Here is a 23707-nt window from a genome sequence, read left to right on the forward strand (position 1 = left end):
GGTCACCGGCGACAGCCCGCCGTCCGAGATCGACGGGAGCGGCAGGCTGCCGTCCGACGGCGCCTTCGACGGCACCGGGCAGTGGATCAAGCTGGTCTCCGGCAACACCTCCTACGTGCCGGGCATGACCGCCGCCGAGGTGCTGACCTTCACCCGCCTGGCCGGGGACGCGGTGCAGGCGACCAAGATGGACCGGCCGGAGGACGTGCAGCCCAGCCCGCTCACCGGCAAGGTCTACGCCGCGATGACCAACAACACCAACCGCGGCGTCGGCACGAACCCCGGCCCGGACGAGGCCAACCCGCGCAACGCCAACAAGCACGGGCACATCTTCGAACTCGTCGAGGACCGCGGCGACAACACCGCCGAGACGTTCACCTGGTCGCTGCCGATCGTCTGCGGCGACCCCGCCGACCCCTCGACCTACTTCGCCGGGTACGACAAGGCCGCCGTCTCCCCGATCTCCTGCCCGGACAATGTCGCGTTCGACAGCGCCGGCAACCTGTGGATCTCCACCGACGGCAACGCCCTCGGCGGCAACGACGGCCTGTTCGCCACCGCGATCGAGGGCTCCGAGCGCGGCCACCTCAAGCAGTTCCTCACCGTCCCGTACGGCGCGGAGACCTGCGGGCCGTTCATCACCGGCGACGACCGCTCGGTCTTCGTCGCGGTCCAGCACCCCGGCGAGATCACCGGCGCCAGCGTGGAGAAGCCGGCCTCGACCTGGCCGGACGGCGACTTCGCCAAGCCGGCGGTCGTGGTCACCTGGCGCCTGGACGGCGGCCCGGTCGGCGGCTGACCGCCGCCCCCGCCCGCCGCGGCATGGCCACCGCGGCGGGCCGGGTTCGCGACAGGATATCGAGACATTCGCGTACGTCTATTGCCAACTCTTTTCGCAAGTGTTGCGATAAGGCATGGCACGGACGTCTCGCGACATCAGAACCGCCAACCGGCTCGGCGTCGTCCAGCAGGTGATCTCCGCCGGCACGACCTCGCGGCAGCGGATCGCCGCGGCGACCGGGCTCAGCCTCGGCACCGTGGCGACGCTGGTCAGCGAGCTGACCGCGCTCGGCCTGCTGACCGAGGCCGGCCGGGAGGACTCCGGCGGCGGCCGCCCGCGCGGACTGGTCACGCCGAACCCGCGGGGCGGGCTGCTGATCGGCGTCGACGTCGCCGAGACCTACGTGCACGTCGATCTCTTCGACGCCACCCTCACCCGGCTCACCGGGACCGAGGAGGCGCTGCGCCCGGGCGAGCGGCGGCCCGAGCAGGTGCTGGCGCACATCGTCAGCGGCGTGCGTACGGTCATGGCCGGAGCCGGCGGCCGGATCCTCGGCGCCGGGGTCAGCGTGCCCGGGCAGGTCGACCGCGAGGGCGGCGTCTCGGTCTTCGCCCCGAACTGGGACTGGCACGACGTGCCGCTGCGCGACCTGCTCGCCCGCTCGCTGGAGCTGCCGCTGCACCTGGACAACCCGCTGCGCGCCGCCGTGGTCGCCGAGCTCTGGTCCGGCGCCGCGCGCGGCCGCGACGACGTCGCCGTCATCAACCTGGGCACCGGCGTCGGCGCCGGGCTGGCGTTCGGCGGCGCGCTGTACCGCGGCACCAGCAACACCGCCGGCGAGTGGGGACACACCACGCTGGTGCTCGACGGCCGGCTCTGCCGGTGCGGCAGCCGCGGCTGCGTCGAGGCGTACGTGGGTGCGCCCGGCATCATGCAGACGCTGCGCGACCTGGCACCGGCCTGCGCGCTGCTGCACCCCGAGGACCAGACCGCCACCCTGCGCGCGCTGGCCGCCGGGCTCGCCGCGGGCGACCCCGTCGCCGCGAAGGTCAACGCCGAGACCGGCCGCTACCTCGGCGTCGCGGTCGCCGACCTGATCAACCTGATCAACCCGGAGTTGGTCGTGCTCAGCAGCTGGGTCGCCGACCGCCTCGGCGTGCCGCTGCTCGACGAGGTCCGGGCCGTGGTGGCGCAGCACGCGCTGCGCCGCCCGCTCAGCGACACGGAGATCGTCCTCTCCACCGTCACCGGCAATCCGGTCAGTCTCGGCGCGGCGACGCTCGCGCTGGAAGGCTTTCTCACTGGAGGAAGATAATGCTCAGATCTCTGGCCGCCGGGCTGCTGCTCGGCACCGCCCTCGCCGTACCCGCCGCCTCCCCCGCCGTGGCCGCCTCGGCCCGGGCCGAGGTCTCCCCCGCGCCCGCGCAGACCATCGAGGCCATCGGCGCGTCCGGCGCCTGGTGGGTCAACGACCTCGCCAACTTCGCGCCCGCCGTGCAGCAGCGCGTCGCCGACCTGCTGTTCGGCGCCGACGGGCTCGCGCTCTCGGCGTACCGCTACAACATCGGCGGTGGCGGCACCGGCGTCACCACCCCGGCCCGGGCCGCGCAGACCTTCCGGACCGCCGCCGGCGGCTACGACTGGAACCGCGACCCGGGCGGGCAGACCTTCCTGAGGTACGCGAGCCAGTACGGCGTCGCCGACCTGATCGGCTTCGTCAACAGCGCGCCGGCCGTGTGGACCAGCAACGCCAAGAGCTGCGGCGGCACCCTCGACGGCGCCGACAACCAGGCCTTCGCGACCTACCTCGCGGACATCGCTGCGCACTTCGACGGTCAGGGCGCGCACCTGGACTACCTGAGCCCGATGAACGAGCCGACCAACAGCTTCGACTCCTGCGGCCAGGAGGGCATGCTCGTGCCGACGGCGCAGCGCGACGACGTCGTCCGTACGCTCGGCGCGACGCTCTCCGCCCGCGGCCTGTCCACCCGGATCAGCGCCGACGAGTCCACCTCGGTCAGCGCCTTCAACTCCGAGGTGCCACAGTGGATCAACCAGTCCGGCACCGCGCAGTACGTCGCCAACCTCGCGCACCACACCTACGACTTCCCCAGCGACACCGCGCGCACCGCCGCGCGCAACGTCGGCCGGGCGGCGGGCAAGCGGACCTGGGCGAGCGAGATCTGCTGCTTCGGCGCGACCGGCGGCTGGAGCCAGGGCTACGACCCGACGATCGGCGGCGCGCTCGGGCTCGCCGGCATCGTCCACCGCGACCTCTCGGTCACCTACGACACCGCGTTCCACTGGTGGACCGCGCTGTCGTCGGAGTTCGGCTGCGCGCCGAGCTCCGGCAGCTGCGCGACGACCGCGAACTCGGCCGGCTGGAACGACGGGCTCATCTACTACGACCCGGCGTACGCCGCCAACGGCAGCCAGGCGCTGTACCTGACCAAGCGGTACTACGCCCTCGCGCAGTTCAGCCGCTTCGTCCGGCCGGGCGCGGTGCGGCACAACGTGACCGGCGCACCGGCCGGCGTACAGGTGACGGCGTTCGACCGCGGCGGGCAGTGGACCCTGGTGGTCACCAACCAGAACTCGAGCGCGACCGCGCTGTCGCTGCACCTCAACGCCAAGAACAACGTGTCCTTCGGGTCGGCCCGGCGCACCAGCGCCACGGAGAGCCTCGCCTCGGTGGCCGCGCCGTCCCTCTCGGCGGGCACGCTGAGCACCTCGCTGCCGGCGAGGAGCATCACCACGTACGTGCTGAACCAGTCCGGCAGCGCCGGCACCGCCCTGAGCACCACCCTGATCGGCACGGCGTCGGGCAAGTGCCTCGACGTGGTCGGCGCGGGCACCGCCAACGGCACCGCGGTGGACGTCTGGACCTGCAACGGCGCCGCCAACCAGGCCTGGACCCACACGGCCGCCGGCGAGCTGCGGGTCTACGGCGACCGGTGCCTGGAGGCCTACCAGCAGGGCACGGCGGACGGCACCAAGGCCGTCATCTACACCTGCAACGGCGGCGCGAACCAGAAGTGGCAGCTCAACGCGAACGGCATCATCACCGGCGACCAGTCCGGCAAGTGCCTGGACGTCTCGGGCGGCGGTACCGCGAACGGCGCCGCGGTGATCCTGTGGACCTGCAACGGCGGCGGCAACCAGTCCTGGCAGCGCCCCTGATCAGCGCGCGAGGTCGAGCTGCAGCAGGACCGTGTCGATCCAGCGGTCCTGCTTGTAGCCGACCGCGGTGAGCCGGCCGGCCTCGGTGAAGCCGAGCCCGCGGTGCAGCCGCGCCGAGGCCGGCTCACCCACGTCGGTGATCACCGCGATCATGCGGTGCATCCCGGCCTCGGCGCTGCGCCGGATCACGTCGGCGAGCAGCAGCCGGCCGATGCCCCGCCGGCCCGCGCCCGGCGCGACGTAGACGGTGTCCTCGACCGTGTAGCGGTAGGCGGGCTTCGGGCGGAACGGCGCCGCGTACGCGAAGCCCAGCACGGCGCCCGCGTCCCGGACGACCAGGAACGGCAGGCCCCGGGCGCGGACGTCGGCCAGCTTGTCCCGCCACGCGTCGACCGACGGCGCGACCTCGTCGAACGTGGCGAGCGAATGCCGCACATAGTGGCCGTAGATCTCGGCGATCGACTCCAGGTCGGCCTCCTGCGCCTCGGTCACGGCGCCACCCTAACCCGGCCCGTACGCAGTCAGGCCGCTCCACGCCACGTACTCCTCCGGGCCGCCGTCCGCGAGCTCCGCGCGGGCGTGCCACACCGCCGAGGCAAGGGTGTCGCCGCGGCCGATCCGCCGGTGCAGCGCCGTCATCGGCGCCGCGCAGACGCCATCCGGGATCGGCACCTCGGCCGCCACGATGCCGGCGCTGCCGTTGGACATCAGCGCGCTGACGAAACCGAGCATCTCGTCGCCGCCGTACGGCTGGTGCGTGCCGGAGTCGCAGGAGGCCAGCACCACCCGGCGCGGCGCGACGCCGCGGGCCAGCATCTCGTAGAGCGTCAGCGAGCCGTCGCTGAGCTCGAGCGCCGAGAAGAGCGGGCTGTCCGACCGGAACAGGCCGTGGCAGGCGAGGTGGGCGAGGTCCGCCTTCGCGATCAGCTCGAGGGTGGCGTCGACGGTGCTCTCCGGCGGCAGCAGCGTGACGGACTCCTCGTGCTCGGCGGCCACCACCCGCACCTCCTCGACGGCGCCGGGCAGACCCGGGCCCGCCACCACGGCGGCCCGGACCGGGCCGTCGACGTCGACGGTCCGCTTCGCCCGCGCCCACAGGCCGCCGGACGGCGTCACCGACACCGGCGCCGGGTGCAGCGGCGACCACTGCACGCCGAGCAGCAGCGCGGACGGCACCACCACCAGCGGGACGTCCGCCGGCACGCCGAGCGGCACGGTCAGCTGCCGGGACAGCGCGTCGAACGCGTCCTGCGCCGCGGTCCGGGCCGCGGCCGCGAACCGGGTGCCGTGCAGCAGCCGGCGCAGGCCGAACGCCGCGGCGTCCGCCTCCTGCAGGACCGGGGCGACCGGTCCCAGGTCGACCATCCGGGTGCGCCGGGGCTCCACCACGACGGCCAGGATCTGCCCGTCCACCACGGCGTACTCGACCATCCACCGGCCGTCCACGGCGCGCCGCAGGTCCGCCGCGGTGGCGAGCGCGGCCGCCTCGCCGCCGACGTCCTCGCCGGCCCAGGAGCGGCGCCTGATCCGCGCCTCCAGCGCGCTCTGCCGGGCCAGCAGGGACGACGGCTCCTTGCCGCGCTCCAGGCGGGCCGTGCGCAGCTCCTGCTCGACGCCGCGCAGGGCGATGACGTCCTCGTCGACGCCGGCCGCCGGCGGCTGCACGCGCAGCAGCGCCGCGGTCCGGGTGCGTTCCAGCCATTCCAGGATCCGGCCCGCCGACGCGGTCGGCAGCAGCCGGCGCAGCCCGAGCGCGCCCAGCTCGGCGCCGTGCCCCGCGGCGAGCACCCGCAGCTCGAGCGACGGCAGCGCGGCGCGGTGGCGGGCGAGGTCGCGCAGGCCGCGGGAGCACTCGGCGACGACGCCGCCGGCCTGTTCCGACTCGGCCAGCAGCGCCCGCGCGAGGCTGCCCCGCAGCCGGACCAGCAGCGACTGGTCGCGGGCCAGATCGCCGGCCAGGGTCAGCGCCCGGCGCGCGGCGGGTGCCTTGCGCAGAGCGAGCGCGGCCCGGCCCGCCGCCAGGTGCCCGTACACCGCCTCGGTACGCAGGCCGATGCGCTGCAGGGTGGCCGCGGCCGCGCCGAGCCGGCGCAGCACCTCGGGCGAGTAGCCGTGGCAGGCGGCCTGCGCCTGCGCCTCGGTGACCGCGGCCCGGGCCGCCCAGGCCGGGCGGCGCTGCCGGCGGAAGTCGTCGGCGGCGGCCGCGGCGTCGGTCAGCGCGGTGGCGGCGTCGCCCAGCTCGAGGGCCAGCCGGGCGCAGCGCAGCCGGGCCTCGGGCGCCATCAGCCGCGCGCCGTGCCGCTCGAACTCCACCGCGGCCGACCGGGCCGCGGCCATGGCCTCGTCGAGCAGCCGTAAGTCACGCAGGACGTCGGCGTACTCGAGTTGGTGCTCCCCCAGCGGGAGATTCGCCGCGGCGTGCAGGCGGCCGGCCTCCTCGAAACGGCGGACGCTCTCGGCGAGCTGTCCGGCGTGGAAGGTCGACCACGCCCGGCTGTTGGCGATCACCGCCAGCAGCCGCGGGCTCAGGTCCCGGCACAGCTCCGCGGCGTGGTCGAGGTGGTCGAGCGCCTCGTGCGGGCGGCCCAGCTGGGTCTGCGCGTTGGCCAGGTTGTTGGCCGCCTTGACCCAGACCAGCGGCGGGCAGTCCGGGTCGTCGAGCAGCTCGCGGTAGGCCAGCTCGGCGGCGCGCACCCGGCCCCGGTTGTGGTCCAGGACGGCCAGTTGCAGGCGCAGGTCCGGGCGCTCCTGCGCGGCGATCAGCGGCTCGGCCCGGCGCAGGTCGCGGGCCGCGGCGCCGTAGCGGCCGAGCTCGTGCAGGGCGACGGACCGGGTGACCAGCAGGTCGCCGAGGCGGCCCGGCCGGTCGAGGCCGTCGGCCAGCCGGACGGCCTGATCGAGTATTTTTCTGGCGCCGTCGTTGTCGAGCGCGACGTGCCGCGCCCACGCCTGGGCGCGCAGACCCACGACGAGCGCCTCGGTGTCCCCGGCGGCCCGCGCCGCCCGGACGACTTCTTCTGCCTGCGGGGCGTATCTGGCTGGATCTAGCACGACTCTTCTGTACGCGGCCTCTGCCTCGCACAGGAAACTCACCTGTTCGTCCAATTCGCACCGCCCCGATTCCCGGGTGGAAATCGAAGTCAGCCTACCGATCGAGAGGGACAGTAAGCCATGACCCAGAACTGGCCGATATCGGACCATCGCAGCGCCGAACAGCTCGAGCGGGACGCCGCGGCCGTACGGGCTCAGGTCTCCAAGCTCGTCTCGCCGAACGGCGACGAGGCCGCGCGGCGGGACTCCGACGCCGTCGTGGAGCGGATCCGCCGGCGCCAGCTCACCGCGGGTGATCAGGCGACCCCGTTCGTCCTGTACCACCCCGCCGACGGCTCCGGCCCGGTGCTCTGCGCCGACAACCGGCTGGTGGTCGACGCCGACGCCGCGCAGGCCGCCCGCCTCGGCGGGCTGCTCGCCGGCTACGCGGCGGCCGACCGCGCGGGCCGCAACCCACGCCGGCGCACCCGGGTGTTCCGCGGCCCGAACAAGGGCACGCTCGAGGCGCTGCGCCGCGACGCCAAGCGGCTCCGGGACGAACACAAGATCATGGCGGGCGTCAACGCGGTCGTGCCGCTCGGCTACATCGTCAAGTGCGACTCGTACCCGGGACCGACCGTCGCCCCGGCCGCGTTCGCGGGCGGCGGCGGCGGCGAACCGGTGCGGGTGGCGATCGTCGACACCGGACTGACCGCCGCGCCCCGCACCGACGCCTGGGACTCCGGTGTGGTGCGCAACGGAACGGACCCGGTCAACGTGCTGGCGCCGCTGGACCGGATCGACTGGTTCGCGGGCCACGGCACGTTCGCGGCCGGCATAGTCCGGCAGATCGCCCCCGACTGTGAGGTGGTGGTCTACCGGTACACCAGCACCGACGGCCTCGGCACCGACGAGGCGGCCGCGGACATGCTGATCCAGGCGGCCGACGACGCCGCGGGCGAACGGGTGATCATCAACGCGTCGTTCGGCGCGCCGGCCGTCGACGGCGTGCCGCCGCTGGCGATGCGCGAGGCGGTGCGCTACATCACCGAGACGTACCCGAAGGCGCTGATCGTCGCGAGCGCCGGCAACGACGGCAGCGCGCGGCCGCTGTACCCCGCCGCGTTCCCCGGCGTGAAGGCGGTCGGCGCGCTGAACAGCGACCTGAGCGCCGCGGCCTTCTCCAACCACGGCGACTGGGTGCACTGCTCGGCGGTCGGCGTCGGCGTCGTGTCCACGTTCGTCGAGGGCAAGCTGCCGCCCGAGACCGGCATCGGCGCGGACGTCGACTTCCCGGCGGACTCCTGGGCGACGTGGAGCGGCACCTCGTTCAGCGCGCCGCAGATCTCCGGCGCGGTGGCCGCGCTCTGCGGCGACGACGGCGCCGTGACGCCGGCGGCCGCCTTCGACCAGCTCATCGCGGGCCGGCCGACGCTGGACGACTACGGCACGGTGGTGCACCTGCTGCCGGGCACGCCCATCTGATCGGGGCGGCCGGTCAGAGCAGCGTCCACTGTGTCGCCACGGCGACCCCGCCGGCCCGGCGGCAGGTGAGGCTCATCGGTCCCGGAAGCACGTCGTCGATGACGAACAGGCCGCGACGGTCCGCGTCGACGCCGCGTGCTTTCGGGACCGTCGGCTGCCGCACCTCGATGTAGGCGGGGCCCTGCGGCGCGAGGTGCCCGGTGAGCCGGCGCCGCCGGCCGACGGACTCGACCTGCACCGCGATGATCAGCTCGTCCCGGCCTTGCTCGTCGACGATCTGGAAGGTCAGCTGCCGCGGTTCCCGCGCCGACCCGCGCACGGCGACGGAGCGCACCGAGGCGGCCGGGCCGTGCGAGTCCTCGACCAGCGCGGCCAGCTCGGCGTCCAGGTGGCGCAGCATGAAGCTCTGCCGCGCCAGCTCCATCACGTCCGCCGGCGGATCCTCGGCGTCGTTGAGCAGCGCGCCCAGCCGGGCGAGCAGGCGGCCGTCGTCCGGTGTCATCGGATCGTTCACCGTGTCTCCTCACACCGATTGGGAAATGCGTTGCGTGGCGCATTCATCACACTCACGATCCCGCTTCGCCGCCGCTGATACCTTCTGTCAAGAATTGGCGCAGGTACGTCAGGCACCGCCCCCGGGTCGGGCCGAGGCTGCCGATCGGCATGTCGAGCACGGCCGCCGCATGCTCGTAGGACGGCCGATCCTCGGCCTCCACCACCAGCACCCGCAGCACCTGCTGGCAGCGCGCGCTCAACCGGCGGAACGCGTGCCACAGCTCGGCGTCGCGGTCGGCGACCAGGAACGGCCGGTCCGGGTCGTCCTCCGGGTCGGTGGGCCGGTCCAGCAGCCACGGCTGACCGACCGGCATCGCCCGCTTGGCCCGGCGCAGCGCGACCAGCGCCTCGTTGCGGCAGGTGGTGCCGATCCACGCGCCCAGCCGGGCCGGGTCGCGCAACGAATCGAGGTTCTCCAGCACCCGCAGCCAGGTCTGCTGGAAGACGTCAGCGGAGTCGGCCTGGCTGAGCCGGTAGGCGCGGCAGGTGGCCCAGACCCGCCGGCCGAACCGCCCGACGATCTCGTTCCACGCCGCCTGGTCCCCGCCGGCAGCCTTGGTGACCAGCAGGGACACGTCGTCGAACGGCTCGGTGTCGGTCATCATCGCCTCCGATGTCGCGGCCCGGAGCCCACAGGCAGCCGGGTTCACGCCCATCGTCCGCCGTAGATGTACCGATTTACCATAGACCAACCGGACGGCGCTCCGGTCTCGACCCGCTCACCGCCGGCGGCCGAGATTGATCCAGTCTGTCGACACCGGACGGCCGCCGGCGCGCAGCCGCAGCCGGACCGCGCCCGCCGCCGGGGTGGGCACGCAGAAGCAGCCGGACTCGTCGATCGGCGCCTCGGCGAACGTACCGTCCGGGGTCTGGCAGCACACCGTGCCGCCGCTGGCCGGGCTGACCTGCCCGATCGCGTCGCCGTACTCGTCGATCTCCGCGTCGATGCGGTAACCGCCGCCGTCGAACACCAGCAGCCGGGTGCCGGTGGCGGAGGCGCGGGTGGCCAGGGCGCCCTGCGGCGCCAGGCTGTCGAACGCCAGCTCGGCGAGGAACAGGTCCTCGTCGACCGTGCGCCAGGCGAACGCGGCCCGGGCCGCGGCGGCGAAGTCCGGCGGCAGCGCCTCCCGCGGGGCCAGCGCCTCGCGCAGGTCGGCGACCAGGGCGGGATCGTCATCCCACTGCGGCAGCGTCACGGCGGGCCTCCTTGCGTACGTGGTTGTCGGATCGGCCGGCGCCGAGGAACGCCATCAGGGCCGGGCAGGTGCGCAGCCGGTGCACGCAGCGGCCGCGGGTCGGGCCGATGCTGCCGATCGGCACGCCGAGGCGCTCGCCGATCTGCTCGTAGCTCAGCGGCGGGTCGACCAGCAGCAGCCCGACCAGCTCGCGGCAGCGCGGCGGCAGCTCGGCGTACGCGTCCCGCAGCGCCTGGTGGCGCTCCTCGGCGAGCAGCCGCTCGTCGAGGTCGCCGTGCTCCGGCGCGGCCGTGCTGACCAGGGTCTCCGCGGCGCCGTCCAGCGGGTCGAACAGCCAGGTGCTCCGGCCTGCGCGCAGCACCCGCAGGCACTCGTTGCGGGTGGTCCGCACGATCCAGCCGGGCAGCGCCTCCGGTTCGCGGATCCGGTCCAGGTGCTCGACCAGCCGCAGCCAGACGGTCTGGTTGACGTCGGCGGCGTCGGCCCGGCTGAGCGTGAAGCGCCGGATCACCGCCATGACCAGCGGTCCGTAGCGGTCGATCAGCGCGCCCCAGGCCTGCTCGTCGCCGCCCGCGGCGGCGCGCACCAGGCACATCGTCGAATCGGTCACGGCAACGGTCATGGCACCAGCACCCCGTAGTCCGGGTGCCACGGCGGCTGATTCAGCAGGTGGTCGGCCGCGTCCGCCGCGGTCAGGCCCTTCTCGCTCATCAGCGCCGCGATCCGCCCGGCGACGTACGGCGCCGCGAACGAGGTGCCGGACCACCGCGCGAAGCCCTCGAACCGCTCCGGATTCGCGCCCTTCACGTCGAGCACCCCGGTGACGTACGTGCTGACGCGGGTGCCGTCGGCGCAGGCGTCCACCCACGACCCGAAGTTGCTGTACCCGGCGGGCGCCGGGCCCTCCTCGCCGGCCCGCACCGCCGCCACCGCCAGAACGCCCGGCAGCGCGGCCGGCCAGGCCGGGCGGGATCCGCCGGAGTTGCCCGCCGCGGCCACCACCAGGACCTCGCGGCCCAGCGCGGCGACCCGGTCGGCCACCGGCAGCGGCGCCACGTCGTCCTGCGTCCGGCAGCCCAGCGACAGGTTGATGATCGACACGCGACGGTCGAGCCGGTCGACGGCGGCGACGAGCGTCTCCTCGTCGCCGATGCCCATGCCGGACAGGGCGACCTCCGGGTCGAAGCGGACGTCCGGCGCGGCCTCGCGCAGCACCCCGGCGACGAACGTGCCGTGCCCGGCCTGCAGCGCCAGCACGTCGGCGTACTGGTAGAGGGCGTCCTCGTCGTCGGCCTCCGGCAGATAGGCGTTGCCGAGCCAGTCGGGGTGGAAGCTCGCCGCGTCGCGCCAGATGCCGGTGTCGCAGATCCCGACGGTCACGCCCTTGCCGGCCCCCGAGCCGAGGGCGGGCGGCTTCGGCGCCGCGACGGCGACCGGGCCGGTTCCCGGGTTGCCCATGATGTTGTCGAAGCCGACGAGCACGTGGTGCGGCTGCACCGCCGGCGCGACGCCGCCCGGCCACTGCCCGGGCTCCCGCAGCCGGGCCACCAGCCCCGGGACGTCGGCGCCGGCGCCGAGCAGGAAGCGTTCGACGGAGCCGAACGGCTTGCCGCCCCGGAACGGCACGCCGGCCTCGCGCAGCCAGGCCGCGACCCGGCGGGCGTCGGCCCGGCCGGCGAGCAGCTCGCCCGGCCGGTACCAGAACTCGCGGCCCGGCTCGGTGTACGCGCGGATCCGCCGGTCCTGCGCGACCGCGGCCATGAAGGCGGCACCGTAGCCGCCGTCCTCCTCGGCAGCGGCGGGTGCCGCCCAGGCGGGCAGGGCGGCCGCCGCGGCAGCCGCGGCGGACCAGCGCAGCAGTCCCCGGCGGGTCAGCGGGACCGCGTCCGGGCCCCGGCCGGGGCGCGATGATCCCGATTTGAATCGGTCAGTTGACACAATGCCCTCCGGAACGACCACTGGGTGCGAGGCTGGTCCCACCGTTGGCGGGCCGCCGGGCGAATCGGGAGAAACTTAGCGAGACTCCCCGCGGTCGCACTAGCAAGAAGCGGACAGGATGCGGGAGTGGCAGGTAGCGGACAGTCCTGGGAAATCCGGGCGGAGGACGCCCTGAGCGCGGTACAACGCGACCCCCGTCAGGCGATCGAGATCGGACAGTCGGTCCTGGAAAGGTCCGACAACCCGCGGGCCCGCGCAATCGCCGCGCGGGCGGTGGGGCTGGCTTACCGGGAGCTGAACGAATTGGGCGCCGCGGTGACGCAGCTGCGCCGGGCGGTGCGGCTGGCGCGCCGCGGCGCCTCGGCCGAGCTGACCGCCCTGGCCCGGATGAGCCTGGGCTACGCGCTGGCCAACAGCGGCCGCAACGTCGCCGCGCTGCGGGAAGTCACGGCCGCGCTGGAAGACCTCACCGGGCGCGACGCCGGGCGCGCGCGGATGCAGCGCGGGGTGGTGCTGCACTTCGCCGGGCGCTACGAGGAGGCGGCCCGCGACTACACCGCGGCCGTGGAGATCGCCCGGCAGGAGGGCGACCCGCTGCTGGAGGCGCGGGCCCGCAACAACCGCGGGCTCGTGCAGACCCGGCGCGGCATGGCCCGGGGCGGCGACGACCTGCGCCGCGCCGAGGAGATCTTCACCGCGCTCGGGCTGGACCTCGCGGCCGCCGACACCCGGTGGAACCTCGGCACCGCCGCGGCCCGCCGGGGCGAGGTGGCGGAGGCCCTGCGCGTCTTCGCCGAGACGGACCGGCGCTACCGCGAGCTCGGCGTGCCCCGCCCCGCGCTGCGGCTCGACCGCCTCGAACTGCTGCTCTCGGTGCCGCTGCCGGCCGAGGCCACCGAGACGGCCGCCGCCGCCGTACGCGAGCTCGGCGCGCGCGGCATGGCCTCGGACCAGGCCGAGGCGCTGCTCGGGTCGGCGCGGGCCGCGCTGCTCGCCGGCGATCTCCCCGCGGCGACCGCCGCCGCCGGGCGGGCCGGTGCGGCGTTCCGCCGGCAGGGCCGCCCGGCCTGGGCCGCGCTGGCCCGCAGCGTCGCGCTCCGGGCGGACTTCCGCGCCGGCACGCGCACCGCCCGGTCGCTGACGGCGATGGTGCGCAACGCCGCCCGGCTCGACGAGACCGGCTGGCCCGGCACCGCGCTGGCCACCCGGATCGACGCCGCCCGGGTCGCGACGGCCCTCGGGCGCACCGGGCAGGCCCGCGAGCTGCTCACCGTCGCCGCCCGGGCCCGCCGCGGCGGCACCGCGGACCGGCGCACGCAGGGCTGGTTCGCCGCGGCCCTGCGGCATCGCCTCGGCGGCGCGGACCGGCGGGCCCTGAGCGCGCTGCGCGACGGCCTGGCCGTGCAGGAGACGCACCGCAGCTGGTACGGCGCCACCGAGCTGCGCGCCAGCAGCGGCGAGCACGGCCGGGAGCTCGCCGCCGAGGGACTCGACATCGCGGTCGGCACCGGCCGCCCCGCCCAGGTACTCGCCTGGGCCGAGCTGTGGCGGGCCACCGCCCTGCGGATGACCCCGGTGACGCCGCCCGCCGACCCGGAGCTCTCCGCGGTGCTGACCGAGCTGCGCGGCGTCTGCGCCGCCGTCGACGCGGCCGCCCTCGCCGGGCACCCGGCCGCCGCGGAGCAGCGCCGGCAGGTGCGGCTGGAGCACCGCGTGCGGGAGCTGACCCGGTGCGCGGACGGCGCCGGCGCGCTCGCCCGCCCGCCGGGCGTCGCCGCGCTGGCCGCCGCGCTCGGCGACGCCGTGCTGGTGGAGCTCGTCGCGCACCGGGGCGGGATCCTCGCGGTCGTGGTCCGCGACGGCCGGGCCAGCCTGCACCGGCTCGGCGACCTCGACGCGGCCCGGCGGCGCTCGCGGCAGCACCGGTTCGCGCTGCGCAGGCTGATCACATTGGACGATCCCGCCGCCGCGGGCGCCGCGGCACGGCACGCCGCCGGCGAGCTCGACGCGCAGCTGCTCGCCCCGCTACGTACCCGGATCGGCGACCGGCCGCTGGTGATCGCGCCGATCGGCGACCTGCACGCGCTCGCCTGGGCGGCGCTGCCGTCCTGCGCGGGCCGGGCCGTGACGGTGGTGCCGTCGGCCGCCGCCTGGCTGCGCGCCGCGACCGGCGGGCAACCGGCCGCGGGTCCGGCCGTGCTCGTCGCCGGTCCGCGGCTGCCGGAGGGCGAGAAGGAGGTGGCCGCGCTGGCCGCCGCCGACACCGGGGCGGTGGTGCTGACCGGCGACGCGGCGGGCGCGGCGGCGGTCACCGCGGCGATGGAGTCGGCACGCCTCGCGCACATCGCCGCGCACGGCGTGTTCCGGGCCGACGCGCCGCTGCTGTCCACCCTGGAGCTGGCGGACGGGCCGCTCACCGCGTACGAGCTGGAGCGGCTGCGCCGGCCGCCGGGGGTCGTGGTGCTCTCCGCCTGCGACTCCGGGCGCTCGGCGGTGCAGCCCGGCGACGAGCTGCTCGGCCTCGGCGCCGTGCTGCTCGGCGCGGGCACCCGCACGCTGATCGCCAGCGTGCTGCCGGTGCCCGCGGACCGCACCGCGGATCTCATGCTCGACCTGCACGCGCGGCTGCGCGGGGGCGCCCGGCCCGCCGCGGCGCTCGCCGCCGCGCAGTGGGAGCTCACCGCCGGTGGCGACGCCCTCGCGCACGCCACCGCCGCGGCCTTCCACTGCATCGGCGCGGGCTGAGCGGAAAACAAAAATGTATTCGAGCCTCGCTGTGCCCCTCTGGGGTTGGTGCGGGACACGCAGCTGACGTGTCCCGGACACGACAGGGGGACCAGAATGTTCGTCGACAGACCGGCCACGCGCCGGATCATCGCGGTGGGGGCCGCCGGCCTGCTCGCCGCGCCGGCCCTCGGCGGCGCGGCCGCCGCCGCCGAGGAGCCGCAGACCGTACCCGTGTACGCCGTGGTGCAGGAGGGCCTCACCGCCGGGCAGGGCGCCGAGCTGGCGAAGGCCTTCGGCGTGCCGAACGCGTTGCAGGGCAACGGATACTTCGGCTACGTCGACGCGGCCGCGTTCGGGCAGGTCCCGCTCACCGCCGCGGGCCGGGCCACCAGGGACGAGTCGGGCCGCGCGGTACGGGCACAGACGATCGACCGCGCCGCGCTGGAGAAGATCAGCCCGGTCGCCGACGAGGAGGCCCTGCGGCAGGGCCGGCAGCTGATCGAGCTGGCCGGGCTGAGCCCCGACCTGACCGCCCGGCCGCAGCTGTCGCACACCGAGCTGACCCTCACCGACGCGGAGAACGGCAGGCCGCAGGTGCACCCGCTGGACACCGTGGTCAGCTACCAGCTGGACCTGGGCGGGCTCCCGGTGAGCGGGCAGGGCGCCAAGCTGCGCCTGACGGTCGGCCCCGACGGCGCCGTCACCCAGCTCGCACACGCGCTGCGCGGGGTGGAGCGCCGCGGCGAGGTCAAGGTGATCGGCGAGCGGGCCGCGCTCGACGCGTGCGCCCGGCTGTACGGCCAGGACGTCAAGCAGGAGGCTCCGACGCTGGGCTACCAGTTCCCGGAGCTGACCGCCACCGACGCCGACGGCAAGGGCCGGGTCACCACCATCGCGCCGCAGTACACCTGCAACCCGGTCGGCGGCGCGGGCGCACAGGCGCACCGGCTGGTCCCGGCCGTCGAGGGTGCCGCGCCCGGCGGCAAGCTCGGCGCCACCCGCAAGGGCGACACCGTGACCGCCTCCGTGTCCGTCGAGGGCGGCACCGCGCCGTACACCTACCGCTGGTCGTCGTCGACCACCGTGCTGCCCACCGACGGCGGCGACGGGGAGTCGATCAGCTACCAGCGCACCCCGCGCGGCCGCGAGGACGACGGCGCCGAGCGGCTCAGCGTCGAGGTCACCGACGCCGACGGCCTGGCCGCCACCGCGCACGTCGACCTGCCGGGCGACGGCGACGCGACGGCGGAGTTCCAGCCGGGCGGCGGCGGATTCGGCGCGCTCGCCATCGGGCCGAACGACGTCGGCATCGAGCAGACCATCGACGAGTGGCAGTGCGCGCAGGACAGCGGCAACGGCTTCCGCAACGTGATGGCGTCGCACGGCGTCGGCACCCAGTTCGACTGGCGCGGCGCCAGCGCCTGGGAGAAGGACTTCAAGGACCCGTCGCTCGGCGGCATCGACAGCTCGTACGTCGACGACGTCGACGCGACCTGGTACACCGGGCACGGCTGGCCGGGCGGCTTCACGTTCAAGGGCAACAACTCCGACACCGCGATCACGCCGTCGGACGCCCGCTGGGGCAACCGCGACCTGGAGTGGCTCCAGCTCGAGTCCTGCCAGGTGCTGCGGGACACCAACGGCCACCACGACTACTTCGGACGCTGGCGCCAGGCGTTCGCCGGGCTGCACATCATGAACGGCTTCGACACCAACGCGTACTGCGTCGGGGGTGGGACCGGCGCGACGTTCGCGAGCTACCTGTTCCCGAAGAAGTTCCTGTGGTGGGAGCTGCGGCCCGCGTACCGGGTGCAGAGCGCCTGGGCCGCGATGGCGATCGACCGTGAGCCGTCCGGCGTGAAGTACCGCTCGACCGGGCTGGTCCGGCCGGACGGCACCACCAACATCGGCGACTACTTCTGGGGCCAGGGGCCGACCGGCCCGGACATCCCGCTGACCCCGAACACCGGGCAGTGGTCCATCTCCGGCACCGTCTGAGCGCACCGAACGGACCGCGGCGGGCGTCGCCCGCCGCGGTTCAGCGCGCCGGCGCGGCGGAGTCGGACCCCCAGCGGGCGGTCATCCAGCGGACGGCGCGGCGGCCGAGCCGCTGGCCGGGCACCTCGACGAACCGGTACGTCAGCCAGGAGAGGCCCAGCAGCAGGCCGAGATAGCCGAGCGCGACCGGCACCTGCGCGAGGACCGGCAGCCGGTCGCCGGCCGGGGTCAGGACCGGGCTCAACAGCTGGAGCAGCACGAAGTGCACGAGGTAGACGGAGTAGCTGATCCGGCCCAGCCAGGCGAGCGGGCGCGGCGTGCGCGCGGCGCGGGCGAGCAGGCCGAGCGCGAAGAAACCGCCGAAGACCAGCAACGTGACGACCGAGCGGGTCCGGTAGGTCGCCGTCGGCGCGCCGAGCGCGTCCAGTTCGGCGTACCAGGTGAAGATCAGCGCGGCGCCGACGGCCGCCGCGACCGTGCCCGCCCGCCACCAGCCGGTCTGCCCGTGCTGGGCGCGGTGGACGGTGGTGCCGACGAACATGACCGCGACGATGAGCAGCCCGTCCCAGACGTGCGCGGGGTCCTGGTTGGCCGCCAGCAGGGTGAGGGCGATCGCGGCGAGCAGCAGCGCGCCGCCGACGACGGCCCAGCGCCGGCCGCTGGCCACCGCGGGCAGGCCGGCCGCCAGGCCGAGCGCCACCGCGACCGTGACGGGGGTCGCGGGGAGCAGGGTCGGGGCCAGCGGCACGACCAGCACCGAGATCGCCGCCAGCAGGACGGCCACCGCGCCGCCGCGGCGGTGCAGCCGCAGCGCGAAAAGCGCGCTGACCAGCAGGTAGAACGCCATCTCGAAGGTCAGCGTCCAGAACACCGGGGTGACCAGGGGTACGCCGAGCAGGTGCGGCAGCATCGTGGCGTGTGCCGCCGCCGCGGTCGCGGGGTGCGCGGCCAGCTCCGGGTCCGTCGGGACGAGGCCGTTCGCGCCGAGGCACAGCACCAGGACGGTGACCACGAGGTAGAGCGGCGCCAGCCGGGCGATCCGGCTCACCCAGAACGACCGGAGACTGCCGTGCCGCTCCAGCGACGCCGGGATGATGTACCCGCTGACCAGGAAGAACAGCATGACCCCGGCGGTGCCGGCGTGCAGCCACTCGCCGGTGATGCCCCGCACGCCGTGGAACAGGTAGCGGCTCAGGTGCGCGTAGAGCACCAGGAGGACGGCGACCGCGCGCAGGCCGTCCAGCCAGGCCATCCGTTCGGCCGCCGAGCCCGGGGCGGGTTCGGGCCGGGCGCGGACGGCGGGGGCGGTGTCGAGCACCCGCGAACCATAGCCGTCCCCGGGTCAGGGCGCCGGGTGCCGCCGGGCCAGGGTCACGTCGGCCATCAGCCGGTCCCAGGCCGGGTCCTCGCGGAACGGCGCGGCCGGCAGGCCCTTGCCGACCCGGGCCCACATGTACTCCCACCACGCCGCGACCCGCACCGGCCACAGCCCGACGCGCACGGCGCCGGCGAGGAAGCAGCGGTGCGCGAGCAGGGTCGCCGCGAGGGTCTCCGGATCCAGCTCCAGGGTGGGGTCGTCGATCGCCCGGCCGAGCGCCCGCACGTCGCGGTGCATCTCCGAGTACGCGACCATGCCGGGCGCGAAGGGCACCTTCAGCGGCCCGTCCCCGGCGACCAGGTCCGCCGCGTAGGACGGCATGAACACGACGTCGTCGACGGTGATGATCAACGGCAGTTTCTCGTGCCCGCGCCGGATCTCGAGCTCGACGCCCGGTACCCCGGTCGGCGCGATCAGGTACTCGTAGTCGAGCACGTCGGCGGCCGAGATCCGTACGGCGTCGCCGATCGCCGGCACCCGCGCGACCACGAGGCCGCCCTCGATCGACACCTCGGGGCCGGGCACCTCGGCGATCACCCGCGCGAGTTCGTCAGTGTCCATGCGCTGGTTATACCCAGCCGCGGCAAACTTCACAAAGCGGCCGTATGACGTCGTTAACCGGCCTGAAGTCGACCGAGAGGATGATCCGGAACGGTCGGCGCGCCGCTACGCTCCGCCCGTGAACGAGATCGAGTCAGCCCGCCGGCCCCGCCCGGCGCTGTGGACCGCCCTGACCGTGGCCGCTGTCCTCGCGGTAGCGGCGATCGTCTTCGTGCTGACGACGGGCGGCGGCCCGCACAAGGTGACGTTCGAGGTCGCCTCCAGCGGCGAGAAGGTCTCCTCGATCATCTACGGCTCGGGCGACAAGCAACTGGGCAAGGACGTCGGCAACGCCGCCGCCACGCCCTGGTCGAAGTCGGCCGACATCAGCGACACCTCCGGCGACCTGTGGCTGCGCGCCCTGTCGCCCGCCGGCGGCGCGATCACCTGCACCATCTGGGTCGACGACCGGGTGGTCGTGGAGTCCACGACCCTGTCCGGCGCCAACTGCGTGATCCCGTTCGACGAGGCGCTCGACCGCTAGCGATTGATACTTGTCAACATATTGACAATCTTGTTTCGCGCATCGATGCTCGGGAGAGCGCTCTCATTGCCGACCGTGGAGTGTCACGATGATGAACTCCCGCCGTCTCGCCGCCCTCACCGTCCTGGCACTCACGGGCGCGTTCGCGCCCGGGCCGGCCGCCGCGGCGCCACCGTCGACGCTGGCGCAGACCGGCATCCGCGCGGCTGACCCCAGCGTGATCCGGATCGGCGCCCGGTACGTCTCGGTCCAGTCGCTGAACGGCGGGATCGCCGTCCGGCAGGCCTCCTCGCTGGACACCCTCGCCGCCGCGCCGACCCGCCAGGTGTGGACCGACGCCCGCAACCTCGGCGAGGTGTGGGCACCGGAGATCACCTTCGACGGCGGCCGCTACTACATCCACTTCACCGCGGGACGCGGCTCCGCCCACCGCATGTACGTGATCAGCTCGGCGACCGCCGACTCGGGCTACACCGCCGAGACCCGGATGGCGCTGCCGGACGACAAGTGGGCCATCGACGGCAGCATGTTCACCCACAACGGGCAGCGCTGGTTCGTCTGGTCCGGCTGGGCCGGCGACACCAACGTCGAGCAGAACCTGTACGTCGCCCGGATGATCAGCCCCAGCGCGACCACCGGCGGCCGGTACGTCATCTCCCAGCCCCGCGAACCCTGGGAGCGCGTGGTCGGCAACCCGTTCATCAACGAGGGCCCCGAGCCGATCCGGGACCCCAACGGGCAGCTGCACGTGTTCTACTCCGCCAACGGCAGCTGGAGCGACCAGTACTGCCTCGCCGACCTGCGGCTGCGGGCCGGCGGCGACCCGGCCTACGTCTGGGACTGGTACAAGTCCAACGGCTGCCTCTTCGGCTCGAACCGCGCCACCATGATGGCCGGCTGGGACCCGACCCTCTACGTGAACGGGCCCGGGCACCACAGCTTCGTGCTGCTCAACGGGGACATCGGCACCAGCCCGCCGGCCGGCTCACGGTTCCCGCTGATGTACCACGCCGTCGCCAAGGGCACGCCGTACTCGTGGGCGAACCGCCACTGGTACACCGGAACGTTCCTGTGGTGGGGAAACAGCACCTACCGGCGTGCCAACGTGCCGGGCGCGAACACCGACACGGGATTCAGCCTCAAGTTCTTCGAGTAGTGCCCCGGCCACGCCGTAGGGTCGGCGCCATGACCCGCATCCTGCTGATCTCCGGCAGCACCCGCGAGGGATCCCTGCACACCTCCGCCCTGCGCACGGCGGCGCGGCTCGCGCCCGCCGAGATGACCACCATCCTGTACGAGGGCCTGCGCGGGCTGCCCGCGTTCGTCCCCGGTGACCCGGACCTGCCCGGTGCCGTCGCCGACCTGCGGCGCGCCGTGGCAGAGGCGGACGCCGTGCTGTTCAGCACCCCGGCGTACGCGGGCTCGCTGCCGGGCACGCTGAAGAACCTGCTCGACTGGCTGGTGGCCGGCGGCGACCTGGTCGGCAAGGCCGCGGCCTGGCTGTCGGTCGCGCCGCCCGGCGAGGACGACGGCGCCCGCTCGACGCTGGAGACCGTACTCACCCACGGCGGCGCCCGGATCCTGCGCGCCGCCTGCATCCGCACCCCGGTGAGCCCGAACGCCGTCGACGCGCAGGGCATCGTGGACGACCCGCGGCTGCGCCTGGCGCTGACGGACACGCTGCGCGCCCTCGACCGGCTGCTGGCGGTGCCGGACAAGCGCGACCAGCCGTCCTGGCAGACGTACTCGAGCGTCTACCCGGTGGTGCTGCGGCGCGACCCGACGGTCACCCGCCACGGTCACGCACCGTCCTGACCTCGCGGTTGCCGGGCGGCAGCGCCCGGCGCCGGCGGAGCACCAGCCCGGTGAGCCGCGCGAGGCCGTACTCGTACACCGCGGCGCCGAGGTTGGCACCGGCCAGGAAGACCAGGGCGTCGTTCGAGGTGATCGAGTCGCTGATCAGCACCGCGCCGAAGGCGCCGCCGTAATAGGGCACCTCCTTGACGAGCTCCGTGACCACGTACCCGGCGGCCGCGGCCAGCCGGGCCGCCCGGGGGCCGGCCGTCCGGCGCCGGGTCAGGTCGTACGCCGCCTTGGAGAGCACGTTGGTGCTGGTGCCGGTCGCCGCCAGGAGCGCGCCGTTGGCCCGCACGCCGGCCCGCAGCCCGAGCGCCCAGACCGCGTAGCTGAGCACCAGGAACACCACCGTCCACCGGTGGCCGAGGCCGCCGAGCAGCCCGGAGGCGACCAGGCAGACGCCGGCCGCGGTGGCCCCGGCGTCCAGGGCGTATGCCGACATCGCGGTGGCGGCGACGCTGACGGCCCACCTGCGTAACCCCGGGCGGCGCGCGGCCGCTACTGGTGCCATGCCCCACCAAACGCGACGGGACTTATCCGGATACGCAGCGACATTGCGCCCGCCACCGCCGCTGCCCGGAGTCGGGCGGGGATCGCCGAATGGGCGCTCCGCGCAGTTGCCGCGGCGTAGCCTCAACGGGTGAGACCGGCTCCGGCGGTGGACTTCTCACCCGGTGGCGAGCCTCGACGACTCCGCCGACGGGCGCTGCGGGTTCTCGTTCCGATCATCGCGCTCGGGCTGGTCGGCACGGCCCTGGCCGCGATCGCCCTGCGCCGCACCGAGCAGGACCGCGTGGACCGGGCGCTGGACCAGCAGACCACCGCCGTCGAGCGGGCGCTGTCGGCCGAGATGCGCCGATACAGCACCTCCCTGCAGGATCTGGCCGGCGCCGTCGGCGCGCAGAGCCGGCTCGAGGCGGCCGAGTTCAACGCGATCACCGCCACCACCAACCGGCAGCGGCTGCCCGGCGCGACCGGCGTCGCGTTCGTCGTGCCGGCCGGTGACGCGCAGATCGCCGCGGTGCAGAGCTTCTGGCGCGAGGCCGGCAATCCCGGCCTGCGGCTGCGGCCCGCCCGGGGCGACGAGCATCTCTTCGTCGTCATGGCGCACCCCATCGACGGCACCGGCGACGCGGTGGGCCAGGACATGATCGCGTCGCCGCAGGCCACGGCGGCCCTGCGCACGGCGCGGGCCACCGGTCAGGTCGCGATCAGCTCCACCTACCGGCTGCTGCGCGACGCGCACCTGCCCGAGCACCGGCAGCAGTTGTCGTTCGTGCTGGTCGCGCCCGTCTTCGCCACCTCGCCCGGCGCGCCGGACAGCGGGCGGTTCCGCGGCTGGATGATGATGGGCGTGCGCGGCGGCAGCTTCCTGAGCGAGGCGATCGGCCGGACCGCGGGCAACACGGTCGCCGTCACCCTGGCCGACGAGACGGCCGGGGGCTACACGCCGTTCGCCTGGTGGCGGCCGGCGGCCCCGATCGACCCGGACCGGGCGGCCCGCACCGTCGCGATCGAGGTGCCGCACGGCAGATGGGCGGTCACCGTCGCGGCGACCGACCGGCTGCTGCCCGGCGCCGACCTGCACCTCGACCTCGTCGCCTGGGTGGTCGGCGGGCTCATCACCCTGCTGCTCGCCACCCTCACCGGCACGGTCATCACGTCGCGCAACCGCGCGCTGCGCCGGGTGGACGCCGCGACCGCCGCGCTGCGCGACGACATCGAGCGCCGCGAGGCGGTCGAGCTGCAGCTGCGCCAGCGCGAGACGGAGCTGGTCGGCTTCGCCGGCGTCGTCGCGCACGACCTGCGCAGCCCGCTCGCGCGCATCACCGGGTACGCCGACCTGCTCCGGGACGAGGCCGGGCCCGGGCTCGACCGCGTGCACCGCGACTACCTCGATCGCCTGTACGCCGGCGCACAGGACATGCGGTCGCTGATCGACGACCTGCTGGACTACGCGATGGCCGAGAACCGGGAGCTGGTCACCACCGAGGTCGACCTCAACCGGGTGGTGGCCGAGGTGGTCCGTGAGCGGGTGAACGGCCAGGGCGTGCCGCAGCCCAAGATCGTCGTGTGGCCGCTGCCGAGCGTCGAGGCCGACGCCACCATGCTGCGGCAGGTCGTCGACAACCTGATCGGCAACGCCCTCAAGTACACGCCGGCGGGCGAGGATCCGCGGATAGAGATCACCGGCCGCCCGGTGGACGGCGGCGGATGGCACATCGAGGTGGCCGACCACGGCATCGGCGTGCCGCGGGACCAGGTCGACACCATCTTCGAGGCGTTCACCCGGGCCCGCGGCAGCGAGCGCTACCAGGGCACCGGCCTCGGCCTGGCGATCGTGCACCGCGTCGTGGAACGCCACGGCGGGCAGGTCGGCGTCGCCGCCAACCCGGGCGGCGGCAGCCGCTTCTGGTTCTCCCTCCCGTCGGCGCGGTGCGAGGTGCCCCGGCCCGGATCATCCGGCGCCTGAGCCCACCCGCGGTCGCCGGAGCACT

General features: G+C 74.7%; 20 protein-coding genes. 10 read left to right on the forward strand and 10 right to left on the reverse strand.

Features of this window, described 5'->3' with window-relative positions; genetic code table 11:
• The 3 genes from ACIBSW_RS37510 to ACIBSW_RS37520 all read left to right on the forward strand — a co-directional run.
• Window positions 1-799 (forward strand): alkaline phosphatase PhoX (locus ACIBSW_RS37510; protein ID WP_354729342.1); only part of this gene is annotated, 799 nt, incomplete at its 5' end.
• A 115-nt stretch (window positions 800-914) separates the two neighbouring features.
• Window positions 915-2096, forward strand: a complete 1182-nt coding sequence (locus ACIBSW_RS37515) for an ROK family protein (protein ID WP_354729340.1) — start codon at window positions 915-917, stop codon at window positions 2094-2096.
• A complete protein-coding gene (locus tag ACIBSW_RS37520; RefSeq protein WP_354729338.1) occupies window positions 2096-3961 on the forward strand; it encodes a lectin in 1866 nt (621 codons plus the stop codon). Before ACIBSW_RS37515 ends, ACIBSW_RS37520 begins: the two co-directional genes overlap by 1 nt.
• Here ACIBSW_RS37520 and ACIBSW_RS37525 read toward each other — a convergent pair whose 3' ends face one another.
• Both ACIBSW_RS37525 and ACIBSW_RS37530 read right to left on the reverse strand, forming a co-directional pair.
• The gene (locus tag ACIBSW_RS37525) at window positions 3962-4453 is read right to left on the reverse strand and encodes an N-acetyltransferase family protein (protein ID WP_354729336.1); all 492 of its coding nucleotides are present in this window, start codon (window positions 4451-4453) and stop codon (window positions 3962-3964) included.
• A 9-nt stretch (window positions 4454-4462) separates the two neighbouring features.
• Window positions 4463-7012 carry a CHAT domain-containing tetratricopeptide repeat protein gene (locus ACIBSW_RS37530; RefSeq protein ID WP_354729334.1) on the reverse strand — a complete coding sequence of 850 codons (2550 nt, stop codon included), beginning with the start codon at window positions 7010-7012 and terminating at the stop codon, window positions 4463-4465.
• A gap of 120 nt (window positions 7013-7132) precedes the next feature.
• Here ACIBSW_RS37530 and ACIBSW_RS37535 point away from each other — a divergent pair, with 120 nt between their 5' ends.
• The gene (locus ACIBSW_RS37535; protein WP_354729333.1) at window positions 7133-8476 is read left to right on the forward strand and encodes a S8/S53 family peptidase; all 1344 of its coding nucleotides are present in this window, start codon (window positions 7133-7135) and stop codon (window positions 8474-8476) included.
• Between the two features lie 13 nt (window positions 8477-8489).
• Here the strand turns inward: ACIBSW_RS37535 and ACIBSW_RS37540 are convergent, their stop codons facing one another.
• The 5 genes from ACIBSW_RS37540 to ACIBSW_RS37560 form a co-directional block, all read right to left on the reverse strand.
• A complete protein-coding gene (locus tag ACIBSW_RS37540) occupies window positions 8490-8990 on the reverse strand; it encodes a hypothetical protein (RefSeq protein ID WP_354729332.1) in 501 nt (166 codons plus the stop codon).
• Window positions 8991-9042: 52 nt separating this feature from the next.
• The gene (locus ACIBSW_RS37545) at window positions 9043-9633 is read right to left on the reverse strand and encodes a sigma-70 family RNA polymerase sigma factor (protein ID WP_354729330.1); all 591 of its coding nucleotides are present in this window, start codon (window positions 9631-9633) and stop codon (window positions 9043-9045) included.
• A gap of 117 nt (window positions 9634-9750) precedes the next feature.
• On the reverse strand, window positions 9751-10227 hold the full coding sequence (locus tag ACIBSW_RS37550; protein WP_354729328.1) for a hypothetical protein: 477 nt from the start codon (window positions 10225-10227) through the stop codon (window positions 9751-9753).
• Window positions 10205-10849 (reverse strand): sigma-70 family RNA polymerase sigma factor, encoded by a 645-nt coding sequence (locus ACIBSW_RS37555; RefSeq protein WP_354729327.1) that lies wholly within the window; start codon window positions 10847-10849, stop codon window positions 10205-10207. Before ACIBSW_RS37555 ends, ACIBSW_RS37550 begins: the two co-directional genes overlap by 23 nt.
• A complete protein-coding gene (locus ACIBSW_RS37560; RefSeq protein ID WP_354729325.1) occupies window positions 10846-12165 on the reverse strand; it encodes a S8/S53 family peptidase in 1320 nt (439 codons plus the stop codon). The genes ACIBSW_RS37555 and ACIBSW_RS37560 overlap by 4 nt, the downstream gene beginning before the upstream one ends.
• 126 nt (window positions 12166-12291) lie before the next feature.
• Here ACIBSW_RS37560 and ACIBSW_RS37565 point away from each other — a divergent pair, with 126 nt between their 5' ends.
• Window positions 12292-14910: a CHAT domain-containing protein gene (locus tag ACIBSW_RS37565; protein WP_354729323.1), complete on the forward strand. Its 2619-nt coding sequence runs from the start codon at window positions 12292-12294 to the stop codon at window positions 14908-14910.
• A 96-nt stretch (window positions 14911-15006) separates the two neighbouring features.
• A complete protein-coding gene (locus ACIBSW_RS37570) occupies window positions 15007-16890 on the forward strand; it encodes a DUF6345 domain-containing protein (RefSeq protein WP_354729321.1) in 1884 nt (627 codons plus the stop codon).
• Window positions 16891-16930: 40 nt separating this feature from the next.
• Here the strand turns inward: ACIBSW_RS37570 and ACIBSW_RS37575 are convergent, their stop codons facing one another.
• Both ACIBSW_RS37575 and ACIBSW_RS37580 read right to left on the reverse strand, forming a co-directional pair.
• Window positions 16931-18208, reverse strand: coding sequence for an acyltransferase family protein (locus ACIBSW_RS37575; RefSeq protein ID WP_404799580.1), 1278 nt, complete (start codon window positions 18206-18208; stop codon window positions 16931-16933).
• A 24-nt stretch (window positions 18209-18232) separates the two neighbouring features.
• Window positions 18233-18829: a hypothetical protein gene (locus ACIBSW_RS37580; RefSeq protein ID WP_354720166.1), complete on the reverse strand. Its 597-nt coding sequence runs from the start codon at window positions 18827-18829 to the stop codon at window positions 18233-18235.
• A gap of 118 nt (window positions 18830-18947) precedes the next feature.
• On the opposite strand from ACIBSW_RS37580, the gene ACIBSW_RS37585 reads away from it, so the two are divergent.
• The 3 genes from ACIBSW_RS37585 to ACIBSW_RS37595 all read left to right on the forward strand — a co-directional run bounded on the left by ACIBSW_RS37585 (window position 18948) and on the right by ACIBSW_RS37595 (window position 21167).
• Entirely contained in the window at window positions 18948-19352 is a 405-nt protein-coding gene (locus tag ACIBSW_RS37585) for a hypothetical protein (RefSeq protein WP_354720168.1), read from the forward strand.
• Between the two features lie 88 nt (window positions 19353-19440).
• On the forward strand, window positions 19441-20508 hold the full coding sequence (locus ACIBSW_RS37590; protein ID WP_404799581.1) for a glycoside hydrolase family 43 protein: 1068 nt from the start codon (window positions 19441-19443) through the stop codon (window positions 20506-20508).
• A gap of 29 nt (window positions 20509-20537) precedes the next feature.
• Window positions 20538-21167: an NADPH-dependent FMN reductase gene (locus ACIBSW_RS37595; protein WP_354720172.1), complete on the forward strand. Its 630-nt coding sequence runs from the start codon at window positions 20538-20540 to the stop codon at window positions 21165-21167.
• Here the strand turns inward: ACIBSW_RS37595 and ACIBSW_RS37600 are convergent.
• Window positions 21139-21720, reverse strand: coding sequence for a hypothetical protein (locus ACIBSW_RS37600; protein ID WP_354720174.1), 582 nt, complete (start codon window positions 21718-21720; stop codon window positions 21139-21141). The two genes, ACIBSW_RS37595 and ACIBSW_RS37600, sit on opposite strands and share 29 nt — an antisense overlap.
• Window positions 21721-21849: 129 nt before the next feature.
• On the opposite strand from ACIBSW_RS37600, the gene ACIBSW_RS37605 reads away from it, so the two are divergent.
• A complete protein-coding gene (locus ACIBSW_RS37605; protein ID WP_354720176.1) occupies window positions 21850-23682 on the forward strand; it encodes an ATP-binding protein in 1833 nt (610 codons plus the stop codon).
• Window positions 23683-23707 lie beyond the last annotated feature (25 nt).

Origin of the sequence: Actinoplanes sp. NPDC049668, assembly GCF_044465445.1 — a bacterium.
Taxonomy (GTDB): Bacteria; Actinomycetota; Actinomycetes; order Mycobacteriales; family Micromonosporaceae; genus Actinoplanes.

Excerpts from the sequence above, each read along its gene's own strand:
- ACIBSW_RS37515 (WP_354729340.1), top strand. The coding sequence starts at position 915 with ATGGCACGGACGTCTCGCGACATCAGAACCGCCAACCGGCTCGGCGTC.
- ACIBSW_RS37520 (WP_354729338.1), top strand. The coding sequence starts at position 2,096 with ATGCTCAGATCTCTGGCCGCCGGGCTGCTGCTCGGCACCGCCCTCGCC.
- ACIBSW_RS37535 (WP_354729333.1), top strand. The coding sequence starts at position 7,133 with ATGACCCAGAACTGGCCGATATCGGACCATCGCAGCGCCGAACAGCTC.
- ACIBSW_RS37545 (WP_354729330.1), bottom strand. The coding sequence starts at position 9,633 with ATGACCGACACCGAGCCGTTCGACGACGTGTCCCTGCTGGTCACCAAG.
- ACIBSW_RS37555 (WP_354729327.1), bottom strand. The coding sequence starts at position 10,849 with ATGACCGTTGCCGTGACCGATTCGACGATGTGCCTGGTGCGCGCCGCC.
- ACIBSW_RS37570 (WP_354729321.1), top strand. The coding sequence starts at position 15,007 with ATGTTCGTCGACAGACCGGCCACGCGCCGGATCATCGCGGTGGGGGCC.
- ACIBSW_RS37580 (WP_354720166.1), bottom strand. The coding sequence starts at position 18,829 with ATGGACACTGACGAACTCGCGCGGGTGATCGCCGAGGTGCCCGGCCCC.
- ACIBSW_RS37590 (WP_404799581.1), top strand. The coding sequence starts at position 19,441 with ATGATGAACTCCCGCCGTCTCGCCGCCCTCACCGTCCTGGCACTCACG.
- ACIBSW_RS37595 (WP_354720172.1), top strand. The coding sequence starts at position 20,538 with ATGACCCGCATCCTGCTGATCTCCGGCAGCACCCGCGAGGGATCCCTG.
- ACIBSW_RS37600 (WP_354720174.1), bottom strand. The coding sequence starts at position 21,720 with ATGGCACCAGTAGCGGCCGCGCGCCGCCCGGGGTTACGCAGGTGGGCC.